Source organism: Burkholderia sp. BCC1996 (assembly GCF_905339955.1).
Classification (GTDB): Bacteria; Pseudomonadota; Gammaproteobacteria; order Burkholderiales; family Burkholderiaceae; genus Burkholderia.
In genome coordinates this window covers 393,307-412,390 of the sequence record NZ_CAJPHM010000004.1, presented here as the reverse complement: position 1 = coordinate 412,390, position 19,084 = coordinate 393,307, and the positions used below count along the sequence as shown (strand labels likewise).

Annotated in this window: 13 protein-coding genes; 8 read left to right on the top strand and 5 right to left on the bottom strand. The window is 69.2% G+C overall.

Annotated features, from left to right (window positions below; translation table 11 throughout):
* Positions 1-3 precede the first annotated feature (3 nt).
* The gene (locus tag U4Z64_RS08035) at positions 4-2,088 is read right to left on the bottom strand and encodes a 3-hydroxyacyl-CoA dehydrogenase NAD-binding domain-containing protein (RefSeq protein ID WP_321819632.1); all 2,085 of its coding nucleotides are present in this window, start codon (positions 2,086-2,088) and stop codon (positions 4-6) included.
* A 183-nt stretch (positions 2,089-2,271) separates the two neighbouring features.
* Positions 2,272-3,915, bottom strand: coding sequence for a 3-(methylthio)propionyl-CoA ligase (locus tag U4Z64_RS08030; RefSeq protein WP_044843662.1), 1,644 nt, complete (start codon positions 3,913-3,915; stop codon positions 2,272-2,274).
* Between the two features lie 164 nt (positions 3,916-4,079).
* On the opposite strand from U4Z64_RS08030, the gene U4Z64_RS08025 reads away from it, so the two are divergent.
* The 5 genes from U4Z64_RS08025 to U4Z64_RS08005 all read left to right on the top strand — a co-directional run bounded on the left by U4Z64_RS08025 (position 4,080) and on the right by U4Z64_RS08005 (position 7,884).
* On the top strand, positions 4,080-5,648 hold the full coding sequence (locus tag U4Z64_RS08025; protein ID WP_044843663.1) for a protein adenylyltransferase SelO: 1,569 nt from the start codon (positions 4,080-4,082) through the stop codon (positions 5,646-5,648).
* Positions 5,649-5,686: 38 nt separating this feature from the next.
* Positions 5,687-6,118, top strand: coding sequence for a peptide-methionine (R)-S-oxide reductase MsrB (gene msrB, locus U4Z64_RS08020; protein ID WP_059529717.1), 432 nt, complete (start codon positions 5,687-5,689; stop codon positions 6,116-6,118).
* Positions 6,119-6,242: 124 nt separating this feature from the next.
* On the top strand, positions 6,243-6,773 hold the full coding sequence (locus tag U4Z64_RS08015; RefSeq protein ID WP_006753406.1) for a septation protein A: 531 nt from the start codon (positions 6,243-6,245) through the stop codon (positions 6,771-6,773).
* 1 nt (position 6,774) lies between these two features.
* Positions 6,775-7,083 (top strand): BolA family protein, encoded by a 309-nt coding sequence (locus U4Z64_RS08010; protein ID WP_044843665.1) that lies wholly within the window; start codon positions 6,775-6,777, stop codon positions 7,081-7,083.
* Between the two features lie 18 nt (positions 7,084-7,101).
* Entirely contained in the window at positions 7,102-7,884 is a 783-nt protein-coding gene (locus U4Z64_RS08005) for a peptidylprolyl isomerase (protein ID WP_044843666.1), read from the top strand.
* Positions 7,885-8,066: 182 nt separating this feature from the next.
* Here U4Z64_RS08005 and U4Z64_RS08000 read toward each other — a convergent pair whose 3' ends face one another.
* The 3 genes from U4Z64_RS08000 to purL form a co-directional block, all read right to left on the bottom strand.
* Positions 8,067-9,236, bottom strand: coding sequence for an acyltransferase (locus tag U4Z64_RS08000; protein WP_321819631.1), 1,170 nt, complete (start codon positions 9,234-9,236; stop codon positions 8,067-8,069).
* A gap of 227 nt (positions 9,237-9,463) precedes the next feature.
* Positions 9,464-10,006, bottom strand: a complete 543-nt coding sequence (locus U4Z64_RS07995) for a GNAT family N-acetyltransferase (RefSeq protein ID WP_044843780.1) — start codon at positions 10,004-10,006, stop codon at positions 9,464-9,466.
* Entirely contained in the window at positions 10,006-14,070 is a 4,065-nt protein-coding gene (purL, locus tag U4Z64_RS07990; RefSeq protein WP_321819630.1) for a phosphoribosylformylglycinamidine synthase, read from the bottom strand. The genes U4Z64_RS07995 and purL overlap by 1 nt, the downstream gene beginning before the upstream one ends.
* Positions 14,071-14,412: 342 nt before the next feature.
* Here purL and U4Z64_RS07985 point away from each other — a divergent pair, with 342 nt between their 5' ends.
* The 3 genes from U4Z64_RS07985 to pgi all read left to right on the top strand — a co-directional run bounded on the left by U4Z64_RS07985 (position 14,413) and on the right by pgi (position 19,044).
* Positions 14,413-15,714, top strand: coding sequence for an FAD-dependent oxidoreductase (locus U4Z64_RS07985; protein ID WP_044843669.1), 1,302 nt, complete (start codon positions 14,413-14,415; stop codon positions 15,712-15,714).
* A gap of 50 nt (positions 15,715-15,764) precedes the next feature.
* Positions 15,765-17,309, top strand: a complete 1,545-nt coding sequence (locus tag U4Z64_RS07980) for an NAD(P)H-hydrate dehydratase (protein WP_321819629.1) — start codon at positions 15,765-15,767, stop codon at positions 17,307-17,309.
* Between the two features lie 112 nt (positions 17,310-17,421).
* A complete protein-coding gene (gene pgi / locus U4Z64_RS07975; protein WP_321819628.1) occupies positions 17,422-19,044 on the top strand; it encodes a glucose-6-phosphate isomerase in 1,623 nt (540 codons plus the stop codon).
* Positions 19,045-19,084: the final 40 nt, after the last annotated feature.

Sequence of the window (19,084 nt, the reverse complement as noted above, 5' to 3'; positions counted from 1 at the left end):
CCGTCAGCCGTTGAACCCGCGCCCGGCGCTGGCGAGCTCGACGATCGACGGCGCGAGCTGCCACGCGTCGCCGTTCGGCGCGGCCGCATAGCGGCGGATCGCGCGCTCGACGTTGTAGAGGCCGACCATGTCCGCATACAGCATCGGGCCGCCCCGCCACAGCGGGAACCCGTAGCCGGTCAGGTAGACCATGTCGATGTCGGACGCCTTCGACGCGATCCTCTCCTCGAGGATCTTCGCGCCTTCGTTGACGAGCGCGAACACGAGCCGCTCGACGATCTCGTCGTCGCCGATCTTGCGCCGCTCGACGCCGCGCTCCTGCGAATACGCGACGACCATCTCGTCGACGAGCGCCGACGGCTTCGCCTTGCGCTCGCCCGGCACGTAGTCGTACCAGCCGCCGCCCGTCTTCTGGCCGAAACGGCCCTGCTCGCACAGGCGGTCGGCGATCTTCGAGTAGTGCAGATCGGGTTTCTCGACGTAGCGGCGCTTGCGGATCGCCCAGCCGATGTCGTTGCCGGCGAGGTCGCTCATCCGGAACGGGCCCATCGCGAAACCGAACTTCTCGATCGCGCGATCGACCTGCGCGGGCAGCGCGCCTTCCTCGAGCATGAAGAGCGCCTGGCGGATGTACTGCTCGATCATCCGGTTGCCGATGAAGCCGTCGCACACGCCCGACACCACCGCCGTCTTGCGGATCTTCTTCGCGACCGCCATCACGGTCGCGAGCACGTCCTTCGCGGTCTGCGCGCCGCGCACGACCTCGAGCAGCTTCATCACGTTGGCCGGGCTGAAGAAGTGCATGCCGACCACGTCCTGCGGACGCTTCGTGAACGCGGCGATCTTGTCGACATCGAGCGTCGACGTGTTCGACGCGAGGATCGCACCGGGCTTCGCCACCGCATCAAGCCGGCCGAACACCTGCTCCTTCACGCCGAGCTCCTCGAACACGGCCTCGACGATCAGGTCCGCGTCCTTCAGGTCGTCGTAGGACAGCGTCGGCGTGATCAGCGCCATGCGAGCGTCGAGCTTCTGCTGCGTGAGCTTGCCCTTCTTCACCTGCGCGTCGTAGTTCTTGCGGATCGTGGCGAGGCCGCGGTCGAGCGCGTCCTGCTTCGTCTCGAGCAGCGTGACGGGCAGGCCCGCGTTGACGAAGTTCATCGCGATCCCGCCGCCCATCGTACCCGCGCCGATCACGCCGACGCGGCGGATCTCGCGCACCGGCGTATCGGCCGGCACGTCGGGAATCTTGCTCGCCGCGCGCTCGCCGAAGAACGCGTGCCGCAGCGCACGGCTTTCCGGCGTCATCATCAGCGCGACGAAACCGTCGCGTTCGGCGACGCTGCCCTTGTCGAAGCCGTTCAGCACGCCGGCCTCGATCGCGTCGATGCACTTGTGCGGCGCGGGGAAATTCGGCGCGGCGGCCCGCGCGGAATTGCGCGCGAACTGGATGAAGCCCGCGGCATTGTCGTGGACGATCTTGCGATCGCGCACGCGCGGATGCGGCCCCTGCTGCGCGCCGGCCTTGCGCGCGAACGCGACGGCCGCATCGAGCAGGTCGCCGTCGGCCATCGCGTCGAACAGCCCGCTGTTCGCGAGCTGCTCCGACGGCACCGGCGCACCCGACACGATCATGTTCAGCGCGGTTTCGAGGCCCACCGCACGCGGCAGCCGCTGCGTGCCGCCCGCGCCCGGCAACAGGCCGAGCTTCACTTCGGGCAGCGCGACCTGCGCGCCGGGCGCCGCGACGCGATAGTGCGCGCCGAGCGCGAGCTCGAGACCGCCGCCCATCACGACGCTGTGCAGCGCCGCGACGACCGGCTTCGCGCTCGCCTCCACCGCGCGGATCACGGTGTGCAGCGTCGGCTCCTGCAGGGCCTTCGGGGTATTGAATTCGGTGATGTCGGCACCGCCCGAGAACGCGCGGCCCGCGCCGGTCAGCACGATCGCCGTGACCGACGGATCCTGCGCGGCGCGATCGAGCGCGTCCATGACGCCCTGGCGCGTCGACAGGCCGAGCCCGTTGACGGGCGGATTGTTGAGCGTGATGACGGCCACGCCGTCGCGAGTCGAGTAATCCACTGCCATCTGCCTGCCTCCATGCATCGCGCGCCGGGGTGGCTGCGCTTCATTGTGCGCGGTCGAACGGCCGCATGTCCGGATCGAACGGAGGCAGCATACAACGAAAAAGCACGGTCGTTCAATTTGAATTTGTTCCCGCTCCGGGGGCCGGATCGGGTGACCGCGCGGCGGGCCGTCGCCGGCCGCGGCTTACGGTGCGCAGCGCGCCGTCGGCAGCACGTAGTCGCGGAACGTCTCGCGCAGCTTCAGCTTCTGCAGCTTGCCGGTCGCGGTGTGCGGCAGCGATTCGACGAACACGACGTCGTCGGGCACCCACCACTTCGCGACCTTGCCTTCGTAGAACGCGAGCAGCGCGTCGCGGGTCAGGTTCGCCCCCTCGCGCGGCACCACGACGAGCAGCGGACGCTCGGTCCATTTCGGGTGCGCGCACGCGATACACGCGGCTTCGGCGACGCCCGGGTGCGCGATCGCGACGTTCTCGATGTCGATCGAGCTGATCCACTCGCCGCCGGACTTGATCACGTCCTTGCTGCGGTCGGTGATCTGCAGGAAGCCGTCTGGGTCGATCGTCGCGACGTCGCCCGTCGGGAACCAGCCGTCCGACAGCGGCGACGTATCGCCCTTGAAGTAGTGATCGATCACCCAGGGCCCGCGCACCTGCAGCTCGCCGAACGCGACGCCGTCCCACGGCAGTTCGCGGCCGTCGTCGCCGACGATCCGCATGTCGACACCGCAGATCACGCGCCCCTGCTTCTCCAGCAACCGGCGCTGCACGTCGAGCGGCCGCTGCGACTGCGCCCAGTTGAGCTTCGCCAGCGTGCCGAGCGGCGACAGCTCGGTCATTCCCCACGCGTGGATCACGCGCACGCCGTATTCGTCCTCGAACGTGCGCAGCATCGCGGGCGGGCACGCCGAACCGCCGATCACCGTGCGGTTCAGCGTCGAGAAGCGCACGCCGGCCTCGCGCATGTAGTTCAGCAGCCCGAGCCACACGGTCGGCACGCCCGCGGAGAACGTCACGCGTTCGGCCTCCATCAGTTCGTACAGCGACTTGCCGTCGAGGTCCTTGCCGGGAAGCACCAGCTTGCCGCCGGTGAGCGGCACCGCGTACGGCAGCCCCCACGCGTTCACATGGAACATCGGCACGACGGGCAACACCGCGTCCAGCGCCGACAGGTTCATCGCGTCGGGCAGCGCGGCGCCGTAGGCGTGCAGCACCGTCGAGCGATGTGAATACAGCACGCCCTTCGGATTGCCGGTCGTGCCCGACGTGTAGCACAGGCCGGACGCCTGCAGTTCGTCGAGGCGCGGCCAGTCGTAGCGGCCGTCCTCGGCGTCGACGAGCGTTTCGTAGCACAGGTACGGCGTCGCGCCGGACGGCAGGTGCGCGGCATCCGTCATCGCGATCCAGCCCTTCACGTGCGGGCACTGCGGCGCGATCGCGTCGACGAGCGGCGCGAAATTGATGTCGAAGAAGACGTAGCGGTCTTCCGCGTGGTTGACGATGTAGGCGATCTGCTCGGGAAAGAGCCGCGGGTTGATCGTGTGGCACACGGCGCCCATCCCGCCGATTCCGTAGTACGCCTCCAGATGCCGGTAGCCGTTCCAGGCCAGCGTGCCGACACGATCGCCAGCTTCGACGCCGAGCCGTGCGAGCGCCTGCGCGAGGCGCTTCGCGCGCTGCTCGCAGTCGCGGTACGTGTAGCGATGCAGGTCGCCTTCCACGCGCCGCGACACGATCTCCGTGTCGCCCGCATAACGCGCGGCATGCGCGATCAGCGACGACACCAGCAACGGCATGTCCATCATCTGGCCCAGCAACGGCTTACCCATCGTCTTGTTCTCCCGGAAGGACGCGAATCGGTGACCAGCCTCGAAGCGATGCGCCAGCCTGCAACCCGTCCACGGCCCGGACCGGCCTGGCGCAAGGCGCGCGGGCCGCCATGCGGGCGGCGCGGCGCCGCCTTACAATATCGGCTTACCCAGAGGCGCTCAACATGTCGTTTTCCCGAAGCGCAGCCGCTACGGCTGACACTCTCCCCGACCTCGCCGCCACGCTCGGCGCGCCGGCCGTCGGCGCGTTCGTCGCACTCGGCGACGCGTTTCATACGCGGCTGCCGGCAGCACCGCTGCCCGCGCCGTACGTCGTCGGCTTTTCCGACGAAGTCGCGCGCCTGCTCGGCCTGCCGGCGTCGCTCGCCGCCCAACCCGGATTCGCCGAGCTGTTCGCCGGCAACCCGACGCGCGACTGGCCCGCGAGCGCGATGCCGTACGCGTCGGTGTATTCCGGCCACCAGTTCGGCGTGTGGGCCGGCCAGCTCGGCGACGGCCGCGCGCTGACGATCGGCGAACTCGCCGGCACCGACGGCCGGCGCTACGAACTGCAGATCAAGGGCGGCGGCCGCACGCCGTATTCGCGGATGGGCGACGGCCGCGCGGTGCTGCGTTCGTCGATCCGCGAATTCCTGTGCTCGGAAGCGATGCATCACCTCGGCATTCCGACCACCCGCGCGCTCACGGTGATCGGCTCCGACCAGCCGGTGGTGCGCGAGGAGATCGAGACGTCGGCCGTCGTCACGCGCGTGTCGGAGAGCTTCGTGCGCTTCGGCCACTTCGAGCACTTCTTCTCGAACGATCGCCCGGACCTGCTGCGCCAGCTCGCCGATCACGTGATCGAGCGCTTCTATCCCGCATGCCGCGACGCCGACGATCCGTACCTCGCGCTGCTCGAAGCCGCGACGCTGCGCACGGCCGACCTCGTCGCGCAGTGGCAGGCGGTCGGCTTCTGTCACGGCGTGATGAACACCGACAACATGTCGATCCTCGGCGTGACGATCGACTACGGCCCGTTCGGCTTCGTCGACGCGTTCGACGCGAACCACATCTGCAACCACTCCGACACGAGCGGCCGCTACGCGTACCGGATGCAGCCGCGCATCGCGCACTGGAACTGCTACTGCCTCGCGCAGGCGCTGCTGCCGCTGATCGGGCTGCAGCACGGCATCGCCGACGACGATGCGCGCGCCGAGCGCGCGGTCGACGACGCGCAGGCCGTGCTCGCGAAGTTTCCGGAACGCTTCGGCCCGGCGCTCGAGCGCGCGATGCGCGCGAAGCTCGGCCTCGAGCTCGAACGCGAGAACGACGCCGAGCTCGCGAACAAGCTGCTCGAAACGATGCACGCGAGCCATGCGGACTTCACGCTGACGTTCCGCCGCCTCGCGCAGATCTCGAAGCACGACGCGAGCCGCGACGCGCCGGTGCGCGACCTGTTCATCGATCGCGACGCGTTCGATGCGTGGGCGAACCTCTACCGCGCGCGGCTGTCCGAGGAAACGCGCGACGACGCGGCCCGCGCGGCCGCGATGAATCGCGTGAACCCGAAATACGTGCTGCGCAACCATCTGGCCGAAGTCGCGATCCGGCGCGCGAAGGAAAAGGATTTTTCCGAAGTCGAACGACTCGCGCAGGTGCTGCGCCGCCCGTTCGACGAACAACCGGAACATGAAGCGTATGCGGCATTGCCGCCCGACTGGGCCGGGTCGCTCGAAGTGAGCTGCTCGTCGTGACCCGACCGACCCGACCGACCGATCAGGAGAACTCCCCCATGTCACACGATTCCGACGACAAGACCTTCCCGTACCAGAAGGACGACGCCGAACTGCGCCGCCGGCTCACGCCGATGCAGTACGAGGTCACGCAGCATGCGGCAACCGAGCGCGCGTTCACCGGCGAATACACCGACACCGAGGACGCCGGCATCTACAAGTGCGTCGTCTGCAGCACGCCGCTGTTCGAATCCGGCGCCAAGTTCCATTCGGGCTGCGGCTGGCCCAGCTACTTCAAGCCGCTCAACGGCGAGGTGATCGACGAGAAGATCGACCGCTCGCACGGAATGGTGCGCGTCGAGGTCCGCTGCAACCATTGCGGCGCGCATCTCGGCCACGTGTTCGAGGACGGCCCGCGCGACAAGACCGGTTTGCGGTACTGCATCAATTCGGCTGCGTTAAACTTCGAGTCCCGACCCGAAAACGAATGAGCGGCACCGGACGGATCGGTCGGACAGCCTTGCCGGCTGCCCCGATCCCGGACGGTGGCGCCCGGCGGGTCCCCACAACGGTGAAAGGCCGCGCGATGCGGCCTTTCACGCAGCTGCGAGCGCCATGAAATTCCTGTTCGATCTGTTTCCGATCATCCTGTTTTTCGCCGCCTTCAAGGTCTGGGGCATCTTCACCGCCACCGCCGTCGCGATCGTCGCGACGCTGGCCCAGGTCGCGTGGGTCGCCTTCCGGCACCGGAAGGTCGACACGATGCTGTGGGTCAGTCTCGGCGTAATCGTCGTGTTCGGCGGCGCTACCCTCGTCCTGCATGACGAGAAATTCATTCAATGGAAACCGACTGTGCTGTACTGGCTGTTTGCGATCGGGCTGCTCGCCGCGCGCTATGCGTTCGGCAACAACCTGATCGAGAAGATGATGGGCAAGCAGCTGACGCTGCCGCACCCCGTGTGGGACAAGCTGAACGTCGCGTGGGCGCTGTTCTTCGCGGTGCTCGGCGTCGCGAACCTGTACGTGGTGCACAACTACACCGAATCGCAGTGGGTGAACTTCAAGCTGTTCGGCACGACGGGCGCGATGGTCGTGTTCATCATCCTGCAGAGCCTGTGGCTCACGAAGTACCTGAAGGACGAATGACATGACCGACGCTTTCCTCAACGCCTCGCCCGACGAACGCATCGCGCTGATCGAAGCGCGCCTCACCGCCGCGCTCGCGCCGCTGTCGCTCGCGGTGCGCGACGACAGCGCGCAGCACGCGGGCCACGCCGGCGCCGCTGCCGGCGGCCACTTCACGGTCACGATCGTGTCGGCCGCCTTCGCGGGCAAGCCGCGCGTCGCGCGCCACCGGCTGGTGTATGATGCGCTCGCTGATGCGATGCAGCGCGGCATTCACGCGCTCGCGATCGTGGCTTACACGCCCGAAGAATTCAACGAATCTTCAATCTAGTCTCAACAGGAATTCCCGATGATCCTGAAATCCCCCCGCCTGTGGGTCGCGGCGGCTGCTTTTGCAGCGGCACCGGCATTCGCCCAGAACATCGCCGTCGTCAACGGCACGCCGATTCCGAAGTCGCGCGCAGATGCGATGGTCGCGCAGCTCGTCCAGCAAGGCCAGACCGACAGCCCGCAACTGCAGCAGGCCGTGCGCCAGGAACTCGTGAACCGCGAAATCCTGATGCAGGAAGCGATCCGCGAAGGCATCCCGAACCGCCCGGACGTAAAGGCGCAGGTCGCCGTCGCGCAGCAGACGGTCGTGCTGCGCTCGATGATCGAGAGCTTCCTGAAGAAGAACCAGCCGACCGACGCGGAAGTGAAGGCGCGTTATGACGACCTCGTGAAGGGTGCCGGCGGCAACCGCGAGTATCACCTGCACCACATCCTCGTCGACAGCGAGCAGCAGGCGAAGGACCTGATCGCGAAGATCAAGGGCGGCGCGAAGTTCGAGGACCTGGCGAAGCAATACTCGAAGGATCCGGGCTCGGGCAAGAACGGCGGCGACCTCGACTGGTCCGACCCGAAGGCGTACGTGCCGGAATTCGCGGCCGCGGCGCAGAAGCTGCAGAAAGGCCAGATGACCGACGCGCCGGTGAAGACGCAGTTCGGCTGGCACATCATCCGTGTCGACGACGTCCGCGACATCGCCCCGCCGCCGTTCGACCAGGTGAAGGCGCAGATCGCGCAGCAGCTCGTGCAGCAGAAGCTGCAGGCGTTCGAGGAAGGCCTGCGCCAGCAGGCGAAAATCCAGTAACGTCGGCGACGATCGCCCACGCGAAGGCCGCTCCCTGGAGCGGCCTTTTTCATGTGCGCTTGCGGTGCGTGCCAACGCGCAACCAACGCGTTGCCATCGTCGTTCGTGTCGCGATCGCCGGCCCGTGCCGGCACTCGCACTCGCGCCGATCCCGACGTCAGCGCCAGCGCATGCACATCGCGCTACGCCTTCGCCGGCGCTGCCGATCGCGCACGCGCCCGGTCGGTTGCGAACGTTCTCGCGAGCACGCCGAGTACCGGCTGTTCGATCAGCCGATACGCACCTGCTCCAACCACGGCGACGAGCGCGAGACCGCCAGCGACGATCCAGTCCGCACCGACCTGCTGCCCCACGCCGTGCTTGAGCGCCGTCGCGACGGCCGCCACGACGAAGTTGTGCGTCAGGTAGATCGAATACGACGCGTTGCCCAGCAACACCAGCGCGCTGTCCGCGACCGGCCGCACGTGGTCGATCAGCACCGCGCCCAGCACCAGCAGGAACGCCGGACCGCCGTAGACGAGCGCACGCGGCGCATGACCGACGAACAGCTCCATCGGCGGATTGCCCACACCGTCCGCGCCGGCCAGTGCCGCGCCGAGCAGCCCGAGCACACCCGCGACGACCAGCATCCGGCCGACGGCCAGCATCGCGGCGGGCGTCCAGCGATCGCGCACGACCGCATACACCATCGCCGCGACGATGCCGAGCAGGAATTCGCCGATCAGTTGCGCGCCGGTCAGCATCGTGACCGACGTCGGCGCACCGAGCAGGTGGCAGGCCACGCCGACCGTCAGGAAGGCGGACGCGAGAAACGGCAGCAGCAGGCAGCGCAAGCCGAGCGCGATCGCAACGGCGAATGCGAAATAGAAGTAGATCTCGTAGCCGAGCGTCCAGCCCTGCTCCAGAAACGGCCGCCAGATACCGTCCGGATTCGCCGCCGGCCACAACAGGTACGAGCAGATCAGGTAATGGAGCGTCGCGTGATGACTCTTCAGCACGAGATGCACGCTCCACATCGCCACGAGCACGGTGGTCCACATCCAGTACAGCGGATAGATCCGCAGCACCCGCCGCTTCAGGAACCGGCCGGCCGCGGCCCACCCGGCCGCATCGCGGCGATGCGTATGCAAGATGATGAAGCCGCTGATCACGAAGAACAGGTCGACGCCCGCATTGCCGATCGCCGCGAAATTGCGCGTGTTGATCCATGCGGGCGCAGGGTGATAGAGCGGCATCGCGGCGGCGAAATGCCAGAACGCCACCAGCAGCGCCGCAACGGCCCGCAGGATCTGGATCGAGTGCAGTTGCGCGCGCGCCTCGCCTGCACGGCCGCTGTTGCAGTCCGAATTCATTTCGATGACTCCCGTTGACGCGGACACCGTAGCAAGGGCGGACGATCCGCTGCGTGTGCCGGATCACTGAAACGCGATTGGCCGGCGCGATTGCGCCGGTCGGCGGGCGGGACAGGAAAAATGGATGACGAAAACGGCGCTACGCAAAGAAAAAGCCGCGTCGAAGCGGCTTTTCAGTTCATTCGGTCGAGTCCGGCGAGATCGCACACGGCCGGCGCACCGAACCGTTACACCGGATGGAACACGTCGTGATAGCGGACGTCGCCCGATGGCCGCGGCGCGGCGTCGTCGAATGCCAATGCGAGGAAATGCTCGGGCGGCGCATCCGCGAACACGAGATCGCCGGACGGCACGAAACCGAAACGCGCGTAGTACCCGGGATCACCGAGCACGACGCAGCCGCGCGCGCCGAGCCGGCGCAACGCGTCGAGCCCCGCACGCACGAGCCCCGCGCCGATGCTCTGGCGCCGGCATTCGGGCAGTACCGCGAGCGGCGCGAGCCCGTACCACTGCTGGCTGCCTGCCGGCTCGCCGCCGATCGAGACCGGCGAGAACGCGACATGGCCGATCACCCGCTCGTCGCGCTCCGCGACGAGCGACACGCCGAGCGCGCCATCCGCGCGCAACGCGTCGACGATCCGCCGCTCGAACGCGCCGTGCTGCGGCGCGTCCGCGAACGCGGCCACGATCACGCGACCGATCGCCTCGACGTCGCTTGCGCGCTCATCGCGCAGCGTGACGATCTCGACCGGCGCGTGCGGATCGAACATCAGCCGATCCAGCGGCGTGCGTTGCGGAACACGCGCATCCACGGGCTCGCCTCGCCCCAGCCTTCCGGATGCCAGCTCATCGTGACCGTGCGGTGCACGCGCTCCATGTGCGGCATCAGCACCGAGAAGCGGCCGTCGGCCGTCGTGACCGACGTGATGCCGGCCGGCGACCCGTTCGGGTTGAACGGATAACGCTCGGTCGCTTCGCCGCGGTGGTCGACGTAGCGCATCGCGACCGCGACGCGGTCGATGTCGCCTTGCTGCGAGAAGTCCGCATAGCCTTCGCCGTGCGCGACCGCCACCGGAATCCGCGAGCCTTCCATCCCCGCGAAGAAGATCGACGGCGACTTCTCCACTTCGACGAACGAGAAGCGCGCCTCGAACTGCTCGGACTTGTTGCGCGTGAACTTCGGCCACGCTTCGGCACCCGGGATCATCGACGCGAGGCTCGAAAGCATCTGGCAGCCGTTGCAGATGCCGAGCGCGAACGTGTCGGGGCGCGCGAAGAAGGCCGAGAACATGTCGGCGAGATTCGCGTTGAAGCGGATCGTCTTCGCCCAGCCTTCGCCCGCGCCCAGCACGTCGCCGTACGAGAAGCCGCCGCATGCCACCGCGCCCGCGAAATCGGCGAGCGTCGCGCGGCCGGCCAGCAGGTCGCTCATGTGCACGTCGTGCGCATCGAAGCCCGCGCGGTCGAACGCGTATGCCGTTTCGAGGTGCGAATTCACGCCCTGCTCGCGCAGGATCGCGACGCGCGGGCGCGCGCCCGTCGCGATGAAGGGTGCTGCGATGTCGTCGGCCGGATCGAACGTGAGCACCGGCGAGATGCCCGGGTCGGCCGCATCGAGCAGCGCGTCGTATTCGGCGTCCGCGCAGGCGGGGTTGTCGCGCAGGCGCGCGATGCGCCAGCTCACTTCGCCCCATGCGCGATGGAGTTCCGCGCGCGGCGCGTCGAACACCTTCTTCGCGTCGCGGTACACCTCGATCACGTCGCGATCGTTGACCGTGCCGATCACGTGCGAGCACGCCGACAGGCCGAACTCGCGCAGCGCGCCGAGCACCGCGTCGCGATCGGCCGCGCGCACCTGCACGACGGCACCGAGTTCTTCCGAGAACAGCGCGCGCAGCGTGCGATCCTCGCGACGGCCGCTCGTCTGCTTCGCCCAGTCCTTCGCGTCGCCGTAGTCGGATTCGTGATTCGGGTCGAGCGTCAGCATGTCGACGTTCAGCGACACGCCCGCGTGACCCGCGAACGCCATTTCGCACACCGTCGCCCACAGGCCGCCGTCCGAGCGGTCGTGGTACGCGAGCAGCTTGCCTTGCGCGTTGAGCGACTGGATCGCGTTGAAGAAGCGCTTCAGGTCTTCCGGATCGTCGACGTCCGGCGTCGCGTCACCGACCTGCTGCGTGACCTGCGCGAAGATGCTGCCGCCCATGCGGTTCTTGCCGCGGCCGAGATCGATCGCGATCAGCACGCTGTCGCCTGCGTCGGCGATGCGGCGCAGTTGCGGCGTCAGGTGACGGCGCACGTCTTCGACCGGCGCGAACGCGGAGATGATCAGCGACACCGGCGACACGACTTCCTTCGCGACGCCCTGCTCGTCCCACTTGGTCTTCATCGACAGCGAGTCCTTGCCGACCGGAATGCCGATCCCGAGCGCCGGGCACAGCTCCATGCCGATCGCCTTGACCGTGTCGAACAGCGCGGCGTCCTCGCCGGCCGTGCCGCACGCGGCCATCCAGTTCGCCGACAGCTTCAGCTTGTCGAGCGACGCGATCGGCGCGCTCGCGATGTTCGTGATCGCCTCGCCGACCGCCATGCGGCCCGACGCCGGCGCGTCGATCACCGCGAGCGGCGTGCGCTCGGCCATCGTCATCGCCTCGCCCTTGAAGCCCGCGTAGTCGAGCGCGGTCACCGCGCAGTCGGCCACCGGCACCTGCCACGGGCCGACCATCTGGTCGCGCACCGACGTGCCGCCGACCGAACGGTCGCCGATCGTGATCAGGAACGACTTGCTGCCGACCGTCGGGTGCTTCAGCACGTCGACCGCGATTTCCGACAGCGCGACGCCCGTCACGTCGACCGGCGCGCGCTCGGTCGCGACACGCGTGACGTCGCGGTGCATGCGCGGCGGCTTGCCGAGCAGCACTTCCATCGGCATGTCGACCGGGTATTCTTCGGTGCCCTTCGCTTCGTCGTCGACGAGCTTCAGCTGGCGTTCGTCGGTCGCGACGCCGACCACCGCGAACGGGCAGCGCTCGCGTGCGCAGATCGCCTCGAAGCGCGGCAGATCAGCCGGCGCGATCGCCAGCACGTAGCGCTCCTGCGCCTCGTTCGACCAGATTTCGCGCGGCGACAGGCCCGATTCCTCGAGCGCGACCTTGCGCAGTTCGAAGCGTGCGCCCTTGCCCGCGCCGTCGACGATCTCGGGGAACGCGTTCGACAGGCCGCCCGCGCCGACGTCGTGGATGCTCAGGATCGGGTTTTCCGCGCCGAGCTGCCAGCAGCCGTTGATCACTTCCTGCGCGCGCCGCTCGATTTCCGGGTTGCCGCGCTGCACCGAGTCGAAGTCGAGTTCGGCCGTGTTCGCGCCGGTCGCCATCGAGCTCGCCGCGCCGCCGCCCATGCCGATCCGCATGCCGGGGCCGCCGATCTGGATCAGCAGCGAGCCGGCCGGCACGTCGTGCTTGTGCGTGTGCTGATCCGCGATGTTGCCGAGGCCGCCCGCGATCATGATCGGCTTGTGATAGCCGTGCACCTTCCCGCCGACGTTCTGCTCGTACACGCGGAAATAGCCGCCGAGGTTCGGCCGGCCGAATTCGTTGTTGAACGCGGCGCCGCCGAGCGGGCCGTCGATCATGATCTGCAGCGGCGACGCGATGCGGTCCGGACGGCCATACGGGCCGTGCTGCTCGTTCGGGTTGCGCTCGGCGACCGGCTGCGCCGCGTCGCGTGCGTTCTCCCACGCCTGGCGTGCGTCCGGCAGGTCGAGGTTCGACACCGTGAAGCCCGTGAGGCCGGCCTTCGGACGCGCACCGCGGCCCGTCGCGCCTTCGTCGCGGATCTCGCCGCCCGCGCCGGTCGCCGCGCCCGGGAACGGCGAGATCGCCGTCGGGTGGTTGTGCGTCTCGACCTTCATCAGCGTGTGCGTGAGCTCGGTGTGGCGCCCGTAGCGCTCGCCCGGCTCGCCGGCCGCGCCCGCGTTGCGCGGGAACCAGCGCTCGGCTTCGGCGCCGACCATGATCGACGAGTTGTCCGAATACGCGACGATCGTGCCTTGCGGGCTCAGCTTCTCGGTGTTGCGGATCATCGCGAACAGCGACATGTCCTGCGCTTCGCCGTCGATCGTCCAGTTCGCGTTGAAGATCTTGTGGCGGCAGTGCTCGCTGTTCGCCTGCGCGAACATCATCAGCTCGACGTCGGTCGGGTTGCGTTCGAGCTTGCGGAACGCGTCGACCAGGTAGTCGATCTCGTCGTCGGCGAGCGCGAGGCCCAGCTCGACGTTCGCGCGCTCGAGCGCGGCGCGGCCGACGCCCAGCACGTCGACGGTCGCGAGCGGCTTGGCCGGCAGCTCGTCGAACAGGTGCTTCGCGTCGTCGCGCGCGGCGACCACGCTTTCGGTCATCCGGTCATGCAGCGCGGCTGCCACCGCGGCGCGCGCGTCGTCGGACAGCGCCTTCTTGCCGCCGAGCAGGCCCGACTTCAGCGTGACCGTGAATTCGACGCCGCGCTCGATGCGGCGCACCTGCGTGAGGCCGCAGTGCTGCGCGATGTCGGTCGCCTTGCTCGCCCACGGCGAAACGGTGCCGAAGCGCGGCAGCACGACGAAGGTCTCGGTCGTGCCCTTCTCGGCCGCCGGCTCGAACGGCGCGCCGTAGTGCATCAGCGCGTCGATGCGCGCGCTGTCGTCGGCCGACAGCGGCTCGGCCGCATTGACGAAGTGCAGGAACTGGCCGCGTACCGCGACGATGTTGGCGTCGATTTGCCTGAGCGTGTCGAGCAGACGGGTTTGACGGAAATCGGAGAGGGCCGAAGCGCCGGGAAAACACGAGAAGTGAGCCATGGGCTGGACTGACGTCGATGAGTCGCGCGAGGTGGCGACGTGGGGCGAAAGGAAGGCCGTAATTATACCCGGAAGTCGGTCATCCCAGACCGGCTGATCGGCACCCTGATCGGCACCCATCACGCACCGCGACGGTGCACCGGCATCCACGGTGCCCGGCCGGCCGCCGGGCCGGCGTGCGCGGCCGCGGTGGCCTGTGACCGCAAGACGGCGGAATCGGATGGGGTTGCGTGGCACCGGTTCGCGTGATTTTGGCGCTATCATTCCCGGTTCACCGGGCCGGGGGCCCGTCAGCGAATTCTCACCGGGCGGCGTGCGCGCCGCCCGTCATCGAAGCAATCCATGGATGTCATCGTCATCGGCGGCGGAATCAGCGGCGTCGCCACCGCCTACCAGCTGCGCGCGGCCGGCCATCGCGTGTGCGTGGTCGAACGCCACGCGACCGTCGCGCAGGGCGCGACCTACGGCGACGGCGGCACGCTGCTGCCGAGCCCGCTCGACGTCTGGTTCGGCCCGACCTTCATGCGCCAGCGCCAGCCGCGCGACACCGGCATCGTCTACAAGCCGGGCTTCAACGGCGGCGTGCGCCGCTTCGTCAAGCAGCTCGCCGCGCTGCGCGAACCCGATGCATTCACCGCGCAGTATGCACGGCTGCGCCCGCTGATCGACGCGTCGCGCGAGTCGCTCGCCGACATCGAGGCGCGCTTCCAGCTCGAATTCGAGCAGAAAGCCGGGATCCTGCACGTCGTGCGCGACCCGCGCGACTGGGAAGCGCTGCAGCCGGCGCTCGACCTGCTGCGCGCGCTCGACCAGCCGTACCGCGTGCTCACCGCCGACGAATGCGCGGCGCTCGAGCCGTCGGTGCCGGCCGAGCCCGGCTTCGCCGGCGGCGTGCTGCTCGAGAGCGAGCGCACCGGAAACTGCCCGCTGTTCGCGAAACTGGTCAAGCAGACGCTCGACGAGCACGGCGTGCAGTTCCGCTTCGGCGCGGACGTCGCGGCGATCCGCGTCGACACCGGCCGCGCCGCGATCGAGCTCGCACCGGCCGGCGGCCGGCACGCGAAGAAGGCGCACGAGGTCGACGTGATGGCGGCCGACGCGATCGTGGTCGCTGCCGGCGCCGGCAGCCTGCCGCTGCTGGAGCGGCTCGGCTGGCGGCTGCCGCTGCACCCGGTCCGCGCGCATACGCTGACCGCGCCGGTCGCGTACGAAGAACATGCGCCGCACCTGAGCGTCGTCGATTCGATCAAGCGGATCTCGATCACGCGCACCCACCAGCGGCTGCGCATCGGCGGCGGCGCCGTGCTGCAAAGCCTCGCCGACACCGCGAAGCCGCTCCCCGAGCCGCTGTCCGAAGCCGCGCTCGCGCTGCTCGGCCAGGCCGTCCACGACTGGGTGCCGGGCGCCGCGAAGATTTCCGCCGCGCTGTCGTGGCAAGGCACGCAACTGCTGTCGCCGGACGGCCTGCCGGTCGTCGGTCCGACCCCGCATCCGCGCGTGTTCGTCAATTTCGGTCACGGCCCGGCCGGTTGGGGCCTCGCGTGCGGGTCTGCTAAAGTGGTGACGGACTGTCTGGCCGGCGACACGCAGCAGTGGCCCGCCGACACGCTCGCCGCGCTGAGCGCCGCGCGCTTCACGACCTGACCGCCGCGGGCCCGTCCCGGGGCGCTTCCTCCCGCCGCCATGACCCCGCGATGACGAATACCCGCCCGCTTCCCGATTCCGTCCCGCTCGCGCTGCTGCGCGTCGCCGACCTGCGCGCGGCCGAGGCCGCCGCGACCGCCGAACTGCCGCCGCACACGCTGATGGGCCGCGCGGGCGCCGCCGCCGCGCGCTGGCTGTCCGAACGGGTCGCCGGCGACGACCGCCCGGTCTGGTTCGCGGTCGGCCCCGGCAACAACGGCGGCGACGCGCTGGTGGCCGCCGCGCAGCTGCAGCAGCTCGGTGTCGCGACGCAGGCCTGGATGCCCGTGCCGGTCAAGCCGGACGATGCGCAATGGGCGCTCGGCCTCGCGCGCGCGGCCGGCGTGCCGCTGTCGACCGAACCGCCCGCCTCGCTCGACGATTACGCCTGGGTCGTCGACGGACTGTTCGGCATCGGCCTCGGTAGCGCGCTCGACGGTCCGTTCGCCCCCCAGGCCGCGCGCATCGCCGCGCATGCCCGAAGCGGCGGCCGCGTGCTCGCGCTCGACGTGCCGAGCGGACTGGACAGCGACACGGGCCGGATCGTCGGCGCGGGCGTCGCGGTCGCCGCGACCCACACGCTCACCTTCATCGGCGCGAAGCCGGGCCTTTACACCGGCGACGGCCGCGACCTCGCCGGCCAGATCGACATCGCGTCGCTCGACGTCGCCCCACCCGCCGCGCCGGCCATCGTGCTGAATGCACCGGCACGATTCGCCGCCGCATTGCCCGCCCGCGCGTTCGCGTCGCACAAGGGCACGTTCGGCAGCCTCGCGGTGCTCGGCGGCGACACGGGCATGTGCGGCGCGCCGATCCTCGCCGCGCGCGCCGCGCTGTTCGCGGGCGCCGGCAAGGTGCATGTCGGTTTTCTCGGCGCCGGCGCGCCGCCGTACGACCCGCCGTTTCCCGAACTGATGCTGCATCCCGCGGACGGCCTCGACCTCGACGCGATGTCCGCGATCGCAGCAGGCTGCGGCCTCGGCACGCGCGAGGCCGCAGCCACCCTCGTGCGCGACGTGCTCGCGCACGATGCCGTGACGCTGCTCGACGCCGACGCGCTGAACCTCGTCGCGACGCACGCCGACCTCGCGGCCGCCGTGGCCGCCCGCGGCACACGCGGCAATGCGTGCGTGCTGACACCGCATCCGCTCGAGGCAGCGCGGCTGCTCGGCAGCGACACGGCGTCGGTGCAGCACGATCGACTGGCCGCGGCCCAGGCGCTCGCCACGCGCTACGCGAGCATCGTCGTACTGAAGGGTTCGGGCACGGTGATCGCGGCGCCCGACGGCCGCCTGACGATCAACCCGACCGGCAATGCGGCACTCGCCACCGGCGGCACCGGCGACGTGCTCGGCGGCCTGATCGGCGCGTTGCTCGCGCAGCGCGTCGCGCCCTACGAGGCCGCACTCGCGGGCGTCTACCTGCACGGCCTCGCGGCCGATACGCTGACCGCGCACGGCACCGGGCCGGCCGGCCTCACCGCGGGCGAACTCGCGCCGATGGTGCGCACGCTGATCAATCGCCTTTTTTACCCGTCGCCGCGCGCCGACATGTAACGCCGCTATACTGAGTGCCCCCGCCGCACGGCGGGCCCGCTCGTCCGCCGGCCTTCCGATCCCGAGGCGCCGGCGCGGCATTCCTCCCGATTCACGCTTCACTCGAACCGCCATGACGCTGAATTCGCTCCCCGCCTGGACTGCCCTTCAATCCCACTTCGAACAAATCCGCCATGCACGGCTGCGCGACTGGTTCGCGCCGGAAAACGACCGCGCGCCGACCCGCGCCGAACGCTTCACGGTCCCGGGCGGCGGCCTTGCGGCCGACTTCTCGAAGAACCGCATCAACGACGACACGCTGCGCCTGCTCGTGCAGCTGGCCCGCGAAGCGGGCGTCGAAGCGCGCCGCGACGCGATGTTCGCCGGCGAGATCGTCAACCCGACCGAAGGCCGCGCCGCATTGCACACCGCACTGCGCGCGACGGACCCGCACGCGCCGTTCCATGCGCAGGTCAGCACCGAGCGCGCGAAGATGGCGAGCTTCGCGCGCGCCGTGCGCAGCGGCGCGTGGACCGGCTATACCGGCAAGCGCATCCGCCACGTGATCAACATCGGCATCGGCGGCTCGGATCTCGGGCCGAAGATGGTCGTGCACGCGCTGCACCATGTCGCGACGCCCGACATCTCGACGCACTTCGTGTCGAACGTCGATGGCGCCGATCTCGCGCGCGTGCTCGAACAGGTCGACCCGGAAGAAACGCTCGCGATCATCGTGTCGAAGACCTTCACGACGCTCGAGACGATGACGAACGCACGCTCGCTGCGCGACTGGTTCGTCGCGCGCGGCTGCCCCGAGGACGCGCTCGCGAAGCACTTCGTCGGCGTGTCGGCGAACCCGGCCGAAGTCGTGAAGTTCGGCATCGCCGCGGACAACGTGTTCGAAATGTGGGACTGGGTCGGCGGCCGCTATTCGCTGTGGTCGGCAGTCGGCCTGTCGATCATGATCGCGGTCGGGCCCGAGCAGTTCGACGAACTGCTCGCCGGCGCGAACGACATGGATCGCCATTTCCGTGAAGCGCCGCTCGAGCACAACCTGCCGGTGCTGCTCGGCCTGATCGGCATCTGGTATCGCAACTTCTTCGGCTCGCAGAGCTACCTCGTCGCGCCGTATTCGGAAGCGCTGCACTACCTGCCGTCGTATCTCCAGCAGCTCGAGATGGAAAGCAACGGCAAGTCCGCGCGTCTCGACGGCACGTTCGTCGATTACCCGACGTCGGCCGTCACGTGGGGCGAGCCGGGCACCAACGGCCAGCACGCGTTCTTCCAGATGCTGCACCAGGGCCCGACGATCGTGCCGATCGACTTCATCGCGGTGCTGACGCCCGAGCATCCGCTCGCGAGCCATCATCCGAAGCTGCTCGCGAACTGCTTCGCGCAAAGTGAAGCACTGATGCTCGGCCGCACGCTCGACGAAGCGCGCCAGGTCGCCGGCCCCGGCAAGGAAGCGCTCGCGCCGCACCTGACGTTCCCCGGCAACCGTCCGACGACGACGCTGCTGGTGGACGCGCTGACGCCGCGCACGCTCGGCGCGCTGATCGCGCTCTACGAGCACAAGGTGCTGGTGCAGGCGACGGTGTGGGACATCAATCCGTTCGACCAGTGGGGCGTGGAGCTCGGCAAGATTCTCGGCAAGGTCGTCGAAGCCGACCTGTCGGCCGAATCGGTCGATCCGGCGAAGCACGATTCGTCGACGACCGCGCTGATCGAGCGCGCGCGGGCAGCGCTCGAGCGCTGACGCGACGGCGTCGCACGCATGCCGGCCGCACCGGGCAATC

What these genes read in the sequence shown, in the direction of transcription:
- U4Z64_RS08035 (WP_321819632.1), bottom strand. Translation starts at nt 2,088, where the DNA reads ATGGCAGTGGATTACTCGACTCGCGACGGCGTGGCCGTCATCACGCTC.
- U4Z64_RS08030 (WP_044843662.1), bottom strand. Translation starts at nt 3,915, where the DNA reads ATGGGTAAGCCGTTGCTGGGCCAGATGATGGACATGCCGTTGCTGGTG.
- U4Z64_RS08025 (WP_044843663.1), top strand. Translation starts at nt 4,080, where the DNA reads ATGTCGTTTTCCCGAAGCGCAGCCGCTACGGCTGACACTCTCCCCGAC.
- msrB (WP_059529717.1), top strand. Translation starts at nt 5,687, where the DNA reads ATGTCACACGATTCCGACGACAAGACCTTCCCGTACCAGAAGGACGAC.
- U4Z64_RS08015 (WP_006753406.1), top strand. Translation starts at nt 6,243, where the DNA reads ATGAAATTCCTGTTCGATCTGTTTCCGATCATCCTGTTTTTCGCCGCC.
- U4Z64_RS08010 (WP_044843665.1), top strand. Translation starts at nt 6,775, where the DNA reads ATGACCGACGCTTTCCTCAACGCCTCGCCCGACGAACGCATCGCGCTG.
- U4Z64_RS08005 (WP_044843666.1), top strand. Translation starts at nt 7,102, where the DNA reads ATGATCCTGAAATCCCCCCGCCTGTGGGTCGCGGCGGCTGCTTTTGCA.
- U4Z64_RS08000 (WP_321819631.1), bottom strand. Translation starts at nt 9,236, where the DNA reads ATGAATTCGGACTGCAACAGCGGCCGTGCAGGCGAGGCGCGCGCGCAA.
- U4Z64_RS07995 (WP_044843780.1), bottom strand. Translation starts at nt 10,006, where the DNA reads ATGTTCGATCCGCACGCGCCGGTCGAGATCGTCACGCTGCGCGATGAG.
- purL (WP_321819630.1), bottom strand. Translation starts at nt 14,070, where the DNA reads ATGGCTCACTTCTCGTGTTTTCCCGGCGCTTCGGCCCTCTCCGATTTC.
- U4Z64_RS07985 (WP_044843669.1), top strand. Translation starts at nt 14,413, where the DNA reads ATGGATGTCATCGTCATCGGCGGCGGAATCAGCGGCGTCGCCACCGCC.
- U4Z64_RS07980 (WP_321819629.1), top strand. Translation starts at nt 15,765, where the DNA reads ATGACGAATACCCGCCCGCTTCCCGATTCCGTCCCGCTCGCGCTGCTG.
- pgi (WP_321819628.1), top strand. Translation starts at nt 17,422, where the DNA reads ATGACGCTGAATTCGCTCCCCGCCTGGACTGCCCTTCAATCCCACTTC.